Consider the following 7,337-nt stretch of genomic DNA (forward strand, 5'->3'; position numbering starts at 1 on the left):
GGCGAAATTATCGATATTCAATCCCGCCTTTAATCCTGTTCGTATGTATTCCAATCCATCAGCCAGCGTATACGCCAATTCCAGTTCGGCCGTGGCGCCCGCTTCGTGCATATGATATCCCGAAATGCTGATGCTGTTGAACTTGGGCATGTATTTGCTGGAAAATTCGAAAATATCGGAAACGATCTCCATCGACGGGGCAGGGGGGTAGATGTAGGTGTTCCGCACCATAAATTCCTTCAGGATATCGTTCTGGATGGTGCCAGTCAGTTTTTCCATGGGAACGCCCTGTTCTTCCGCGGCCACGATAAAGAAGGCCATAATCGGCAGTACCGCTCCGTTCATGGTCATGGAAACGGACATTTCATCCAAAGGAATACCATCGAAGAGCATTTTCATATCCTCCACGGTATCGATGGCCACCCCGGCCTTGCCCACATCACCGGCAACCCGTTCGTGGTCGCTGTCGTATCCGCGATGGGTAGGAAGATCAAAGGCGATGGAAAGTCCCTTTTGCCCCCCTTTCAGGTTCCGTCGATAAAAGGCGTTGCTTTCTTCGGCGGTCGAAAACCCTGCGTATTGCCGAATTGTCCATGGCCGCTGTACGTACATGGTGTCGTATGGGCCTCGGAGGTAGGGAGGGATGCCGGCCGCGAAGTTGAGGTGCCTGAAATTCCAGATCCCGGATTCCGGATTTACAATTTTCGGCAATTTGATATGTTGTATATTTTTTCTTTGCATTTAACGTGTTCGTATATGAAAAGTAGGGTAGGTCGATAGGCAATGGCCAATGCGCCAAGCACAAGCCGGATCTTTTGCATTTTGTGACTATCTTTTTTCTGAGTTGCCAAATCAAAAGATTTGGCGACCCCGCAAACAAGCCCAAGCCAATGGGCCTAGCACAGACTCTCCTTATTTCATAGGATACGTTGTTATGCTTTGTGTATCCTAGTTTCGTGGTTTCTTTCAAGGACGGTGTTTATCAATTTCAAGGAGTAATATCTATTATTGTCCAATAGGGTTTTGAACAGCGGTCTTAGCTCTTTAATAATTCCCTTGCTTTTCGCAGAGGATAGAATTCCCAATGTCCCGATGCATCTTACATCAAGGTTTTCGGCGATATCTCTGGCTTTCTTATCATCGATCAGTAAAAAATCCGCGTTGAGTTCCTTGTACAGGATAACCGATTCGGATTCGCCATAATCCATAACAAAAGTAAGTTCATTAAACCCCTTGATATTGTTGACCTTTGTTTGGAAGTATTTTTCAATAGTATCATAAAATTCGGTTGTCTTTATTAAGGTAATTTCATTCCAAACTGCATTTGGTATTTTAATCTCGTCAAATAGCTGGTCCAAAATTTCTAATTTATCGAGAATCGCTAGAGAAAAGATTGGTCCTGCATCGGCAATAACAAGTCCGTTTTTCATTATTTCAATTTATCAATATCATTTAAAACATCTTGTTTGGTCAAATTTGAGATGGAAATTTTATTTTTTGAAAGCTGTTTTTCAAATTCAAACCGTGATAGTCCGGCAAGTTGACCGGCTTTTCCGATCGTTAGCTTTTTAGATTTGTATAGCTGTATTGCCAATGTCAGCTTGATACGTTCTTTAAGCTCTTTCTCCGTCTCGTTGAGCGCCAAAAGAATATCATTTGGAAAGTCTATCGATATTGTCTGTAAATTCATATTCTTTACTTTTACTCAAATTTAATGATTTTCTTGTTTGTTTAATGTTTAGAGGTTGATTTACATAAAGCATCACTGGTTATGTAACACTGACTACTCTCAAAATTTCGGGGTTGACTGCCGACTCCATCCTTCCACCTTCAACCGTTCTTTCTCCACCTCCTCTGCCAACCGCCTTTCGATAATAGGCTCGATCAGCGTTTTCCGCTGTTTCGTTTTGACAAAAGGATAAAGTTCTAAAGTATCCTTCATATTATCCTTTGTATTCTGATAGGCGTTGGTACCCACTAAAATTTCCTCCCCAGCATCAAAACGCAGCTGTTCTTTGTTGGCACCCTCCTTTATTTTTCTTTGGATGGTATGGTCTTTCAATTGTTTTAAAAAACCTCCGTTCGCTTCGATATCCTTAAAAAGTACCAAGGCTTTTTCCGCGAATTGTTGCGTCAGGGATTCAATGTAGTACGCCCCGTCGGCCGGATTATCGATAGCGTCAAAATAGCTCTCTTCCTTTAAGATGACCAGTTGGTTTCTAGCGATCCGTTCCGCAAATTCGTTGTCTTTATGATACATCGAATCGTAAGGAAGGTTGCAAACGGTATCGGCCCCGCCCAAAATGGCGGACATACATTCGGAGGTGCTGCGCAGCAAGTTCACGTTGTAACCGTACAAGGTCTTATTGCGTTTTGATGGGATGGCTAGAATATGACATTTGGCTGACACTTGATATTCCGCTGCCAAGGCTTCCCATAATTTGCGCAAGGCCCTGATCTTGGCGATTTCAAAAAAATAGGTACCGCCGACCGCTATCTTGAAAGTAACTTCTCCTATGGATTCCGGATCGAAGCGGTTCAGGTATTCGTTGGCATGGGCAAGCGCGTATGCCAATTGTTGTACGCTGTTCGCCCCGGCATTTTGGTATAGGGATGTGTCGATGCCAAGTACATTCGTTGTTCCGTTTTGTTGGGCCACGGCTAAAATATTCGCTAATATTTCAAAATCTTTATCCTTGTCAAAAAACCAATTCCCTGATTTCGCCAGCTTTCCGATACTATCGATATGAAGATGGATGTTACCCGTTGATTTTCCCGCAAACGATATTGCCTTTTTTACTTGATCGGCGGATAAAAACCGGAAGTTGAAATGTAGCGGAACCGCGTCCAAATCGATGCCTTTAAGTAAAATTTCGAGGTCTACCAATTCGGAAGGAACCGTAAAAATCAAGCTTTCCGCGCCACGTAGCAATACATCCTGCGCTTTTCCATTGGCTTTTGCGGCATCGGCGACAAAGATTTCTTGGGCGATATGCCATGAAAGCTTTTCCGAGGGGCGTAGATCAATGTTCTCCAAGTCCTCGGCATGGTAAAAAGGCTTGGTCTTGATACCATCGGGAGACTCCCATACCAAATGCTCGTTATAGTCCTTCCCCTTAAGCTCGTATTGAATTTTCTGCTTCCAAGCTTTTGCGGAGACCGGATCGAATTCGTTGAATAGGTTTTTTGCCATAGGTCGGAGCATAATCCTTTTACTGAAAAATACGATTTAAAAAGGGAAATGGAAAGCTTTTAAACATTACGCAACATCAAATTGATATCCGGAAAGTTCGTAATATTATAATAAATGTCGCTTATTAATTACAAAATTATTATTTTTGATGCAAATAAACAACACCATGAATTCCAAAAAAGCGATAGTTCTTCCAAAATATCGCAAAACTTTTGAACAATTAGGAGAAAATGTACGGTTGGCCCGCAAGCGGCGGAAGCTAACTATGGAGCAGGTTTCGGAGCGTGCCGGTATCCATAGGGCTACCCTCTATCGTATAGAAAAAGGTGATCCATCGGTCGCCTTAGGATTATATTTCAACGTCTTTCGGGTGTTCAACCTTCAAGATGATTTCCTAAAACTCGGGGTAGATGATGAGTTCGGCAGAAAACTTCAAGACCTTGATCTATTATAATTGCCATGGCACACACCTTTCTGACCCAACGCTTCGATCGACAAAACGGAACACGTATTCATTTTGCTTCTGCCATGACCATGACCGGCAATAGCGAAGATAGTATTCGGGATAAAGCCGCCAGTTGTTTGGAAATAGTCGAATTCATAGAAAACCATGGCGCAAATGTCAATAGCAACCTACACCAATTATGGCGTAGGATCGTGTTTAATATTGCCATCTCCAACACCGATGATCATTTAAGAAATCATGGTTTTATATTGACCCAAAAAGGATGGATTTTGTCTCCGGCCTATGACCTGAATCCTTCAATCGAGAAAGACGGTCTCTCGCTTAACATTGATATGTACGATAATGCGTTGGATTTTGATCTGGCGAAAAGCGTAGGGGAATATTTTCGCTTGGGGGATGATGAAATGGAGACTATTTTGGATGAAGTTTTAGCGGTTGTCAAAAATTGGAAATCCATTGCGGGCCAAATTGGGATACCAAAAAAGGAACAGGAAATAATGGAAAGGGCTTTTAGGTTTTAACAGCTCGTCTTCTAAGTCAACGATCAGGTGCCGGCCCAGAAAGCCCTTTTTAAGATGTAAAATGGAAGTATAAAATGAATCACAATCCACATATTCCCAATTTTACCCTTACTTTGTTACGGTTAAGTTAGAAATTTACCCTTACTTTGTTACAAGTAAACCATAAATTTACCCTTACTTTGTTACAAATCTACGAATAAAATGAATTTTAAGAGACATGCGCTTTCCTATTTGAAGGAATGGAGAGTCCGTAAAAACAGAAAACCCTTAATATTAAGAGGCGCAAGACAGGTCGGTAAAACCACATTGGTAAATGATTTTGCAGAAGGCTATAGACATTATATCTATCTGAACCTCGAAAAATCATCGGATAAAGCGATCTTTGAGACCTACGATGATGTCAGGAAAATAGTGGAGGCACTGTTTCTGTCCAACAACATTCGTCCGAAAGATGAAGGGACTACCTTACTTTTTATAGACGAAATACAGGAATTGCCCAGTGCGATCCAATCCTTGCGATACTTTTATGAGGAAGTTCGCGGTCTTAATGTTATTGCAGCAGGCTCATTATTGGAATTTGCCATGAAGGATGTAAAAAGTTTCCCGGTAGGACGTATCGAATTTTTATATCTCCATCCTTTAAATTTTCACGAATATCTCGATGCCCTGCAGCATACCGCTGCCTTAGAAAGGCTAACCGCGATCCCCATAAAGGAGTTGGCCCATAAGACGTTGTTGGATCTATTCCATCGATATGCCATTATCGGAGGGATGCCCGAAATTGTTAGAACCGATATTGAAAATAATAACTTGGCAGAACTGCCCAAAATGTATGAGAGTATTTGGGGCACCTATAAAAACGATGTGGAAAAGTATGCTACTGGGGCCAATGAAAGGAGGATAATTAAACACATTATTGACACTGCTCCCCTATACATAGATCAACGAATCAAATTTCAGAATTTCGGGAATTCAAATTATAAGTCCAGGGAGGTCGGTGAAGCGATGCGCCAACTTGATGCGGCTAAAATTATACAACTGATATACCCTACCACCGATATTGAACCACCTTTAAAACCAAACATCAGAAAATCACCTAGGTTACAGTTTTTGGATACAGGTCTTGTAAATTACACATTGGATATACAGGCCCGGCTCTTGGGAATGGAAGATTTAAGCGATGCTTTTAAAGGGGCCATCATACCACACTTGATTACCCAAGAGGTCATTTCGTTAAATACGATTGCAAACATAAAGCCCCATTTTTGGATCCGTGAGAAAAGGCAATCCTCCGCTGAGGTGGATTTGGTATATCCGTATGGGGATAAGATTATTCCCATCGAGATAAAGTCTGGTGCGAAAGGAACGTTGAAATCACTTCATGAGTTTATGGATAGGGTCGAACATCCGTATGCCATTAGAATATACGCCGGGCACTTTAAAATAGAAAAAGCCACTACTAGAGATGGAACTGCATTCTTGCTGATGAATTTACCCTATTATTTGGGGACACAATTACCGGGCTATATCCAATACTTTGTTAACGGTTATTCTTTGGAATAACTTTTTTGAAACGTGGTTTAGATTATAGGTTTGTCATGCTATGGTTAAAGTCAGGGTTCGCTTTAACTGCGGATTTCAAAATTAGGGCTCGGAATTGTGGACATATTATAATTACAACGTATTTATTTTCTGAGGATGGTAATTGTTGAATTCACAGTTAATATTTAGTAGTCATTGAGCTTTAGATACGGCTTGGAATAGGTTATTTTTGGTCTTTGAAATAAAGTAAAATCAAATCGTCCTCAAATGAAAGTAGCACTTATTACAGGCGTTACAGGTCAAGATGGAGCTTACCTAAGCGAATTTTTGTTGAAAAAGGGATATCGGGTGCACGGTCTTAAACGACGTGCCTCGCTGTTCAATACCGACCGAATCGACCATCTCTATCAAGACCCGCATGTAGCCAACCGAAATTTTATTCTCCATTATGGCGATATGACCGATAGCACCAATCTTATCCGCCTTATTAAAGAGATAGAACCCGATGAGATTTATAACCTAGCGGCCATGAGCCATGTCGGGGTATCGTTCGAGATTCCGGAGTATACGGGAAATGCGGACGGTCTTGGCACATTGCGTATTTTGGATGCCGTTCGGCTTTTGGGATTGGAAAAAAAGACCCGGATCTATCAAGCATCGACATCTGAACTTTACGGAAAGGTACAAGAGGTTCCCCAATCGGAAACGACGCCTTTTTATCCGCGTAGTCCGTATGCAGTGGCCAAAATGTATGCGTACTGGATTACCGTAAACTATAGGGAAGCGTATAATATGTTCGCTTGCAACGGTATATTGTTCAACCACGAATCGCCGATACGCGGCGAAACTTTCGTAACCCGTAAAATTACCAGGGCGGCATGCCGGATTGCCCTCGGTCTACAGGATAAGCTCTATCTGGGCAATCTTGACGCTAAGAGAGATTGGGGGCATGCCAAAGACTATGTGCGGATGATGTGGATGATTCTTCAGGCGGACGAGGCCGAAGACTGGGTCATTGCCACCGGTAAGACCACTGCCGTTCGTGAATTTGTAAAAATGGCCTTCGGTGAATTGGGTATAGCTTTGGAATTCACCGGAAGCGGCGAAAACGAAAAAGCCCATGTGGCATCATGTGCCGACCCCGATATTCAATTGGAAATCGGTAAAGAGGTGCTTGCCGTCGACCCCAAATATTTCCGCCCTACCGAAGTGGATCTGTTGATAGGTGACGCGACCAAAGCGAACACAAAATTGGGCTGGACTCCTAAGTATTCCCTTCAAGAATTGGTCAAGGAAATGGTGGCCAGTGACTTTAAACTTATGAAAAAGGAACAACATCTTCAAGAAGGTGGCTATCCTACCCTGAATTATTACGAATAATCATTGATTTGAGGTTGTCTTAATAGATAGTGCTAGTCTTAAGGAGACGTAATCCTGCCCCCAAGCCATCACAGAATAACTATGGAAAAGAATTCAAAAATCTATGTTGCCGGTCATCGCGGTCTAGTAGGTAGTGCCATCCTTGAAAACCTAAAGCGAAAAGGCTATTCGAATCTGGTATTCCGTACGCACGCTGAACTTGACCTTATCGATGGCAAGTCGGTAGCCAAATTTT

The 7,337-nt window shown here is 42.3% G+C and carries 9 protein-coding genes; 5 read left to right on the forward strand and 4 right to left on the reverse strand.

From position 1 onward, the window contains the following. The 4 genes from ACEW8S_RS14985 to ACEW8S_RS15000 all read right to left on the reverse strand — a co-directional run. A partial coding sequence (locus ACEW8S_RS14985) for a methylmalonyl-CoA mutase family protein (protein ID WP_373518935.1) occupies positions 1–741 on the reverse strand: 741 nt, incomplete at its 3' end. Between the two features lie 191 nt (positions 742–932). Further along, a complete protein-coding gene (locus ACEW8S_RS14990; protein ID WP_373518936.1) occupies positions 933–1,430 on the reverse strand; it encodes a DUF3368 domain-containing protein in 498 nt (165 codons plus the stop codon). Continuing rightward, positions 1,430–1,690 (reverse strand): UPF0175 family protein, encoded by a 261-nt coding sequence (locus ACEW8S_RS14995; RefSeq protein WP_373518937.1) that lies wholly within the window; start codon positions 1,688–1,690, stop codon positions 1,430–1,432. The genes ACEW8S_RS14990 and ACEW8S_RS14995 overlap by 1 nt, the downstream gene beginning before the upstream one ends. A 99-nt stretch (positions 1,691–1,789) precedes the next feature. After that, entirely contained in the window at positions 1,790–3,193 is a 1,404-nt protein-coding gene (locus tag ACEW8S_RS15000) for a methylmalonyl-CoA mutase subunit beta (protein WP_373518938.1), read from the reverse strand. A 166-nt stretch (positions 3,194–3,359) separates the two neighbouring features. Between ACEW8S_RS15000 and ACEW8S_RS15005 the strand changes: the two genes are divergently transcribed. The 5 genes from ACEW8S_RS15005 to ACEW8S_RS15025 all read left to right on the forward strand — a co-directional run. After that, positions 3,360–3,647, forward strand: a complete 288-nt coding sequence (locus tag ACEW8S_RS15005) for a helix-turn-helix domain-containing protein (protein ID WP_373518939.1) — start codon at positions 3,360–3,362, stop codon at positions 3,645–3,647. A gap of 5 nt (positions 3,648–3,652) precedes the next feature. Beyond that, positions 3,653–4,180: a type II toxin-antitoxin system HipA family toxin gene (locus ACEW8S_RS15010; RefSeq protein ID WP_373518940.1), complete on the forward strand. Its 528-nt coding sequence runs from the start codon at positions 3,653–3,655 to the stop codon at positions 4,178–4,180. Positions 4,181–4,381: 201 nt separating this feature from the next. Next, positions 4,382–5,743, forward strand: coding sequence for an ATP-binding protein (locus tag ACEW8S_RS15015; RefSeq protein WP_373518941.1), 1,362 nt, complete (start codon positions 4,382–4,384; stop codon positions 5,741–5,743). A 246-nt stretch (positions 5,744–5,989) separates the two neighbouring features. Continuing rightward, the gene (gene gmd / locus ACEW8S_RS15020) at positions 5,990–7,102 is read left to right on the forward strand and encodes a GDP-mannose 4,6-dehydratase (protein WP_373518942.1); all 1,113 of its coding nucleotides are present in this window, start codon (positions 5,990–5,992) and stop codon (positions 7,100–7,102) included. A gap of 81 nt (positions 7,103–7,183) precedes the next feature. Further along, a partial coding sequence (locus tag ACEW8S_RS15025) for an NAD-dependent epimerase/dehydratase family protein (RefSeq protein ID WP_373518943.1) occupies positions 7,184–7,337 on the forward strand: 154 nt, incomplete at its 3' end.

The sequence above is a fragment of the Pricia sp. genome (assembly GCF_041745955.1).
Lineage (GTDB): Bacteria > Bacteroidota > Bacteroidia > Flavobacteriales > Flavobacteriaceae > Pricia.

Bases quoted from the DNA above. Each gene is read 5' to 3' on its own strand.
- ACEW8S_RS14990 (WP_373518936.1), bottom strand. From the start codon at position 1,430: ATGAAAAACGGACTTGTTATTGCCGATGCAGGACCAATCTTTTCTCTA.
- ACEW8S_RS14995 (WP_373518937.1), bottom strand. From the start codon at position 1,690: ATGAATTTACAGACAATATCGATAGACTTTCCAAATGATATTCTTTTG.
- ACEW8S_RS15000 (WP_373518938.1), bottom strand. From the start codon at position 3,193: ATGGCAAAAAACCTATTCAACGAATTCGATCCGGTCTCCGCAAAAGCT.
- ACEW8S_RS15005 (WP_373518939.1), top strand. From the start codon at position 3,360: ATGAATTCCAAAAAAGCGATAGTTCTTCCAAAATATCGCAAAACTTTT.
- ACEW8S_RS15010 (WP_373518940.1), top strand. From the start codon at position 3,653: ATGGCACACACCTTTCTGACCCAACGCTTCGATCGACAAAACGGAACA.
- ACEW8S_RS15015 (WP_373518941.1), top strand. From the start codon at position 4,382: ATGAATTTTAAGAGACATGCGCTTTCCTATTTGAAGGAATGGAGAGTC.
- gmd (WP_373518942.1), top strand. From the start codon at position 5,990: ATGAAAGTAGCACTTATTACAGGCGTTACAGGTCAAGATGGAGCTTAC.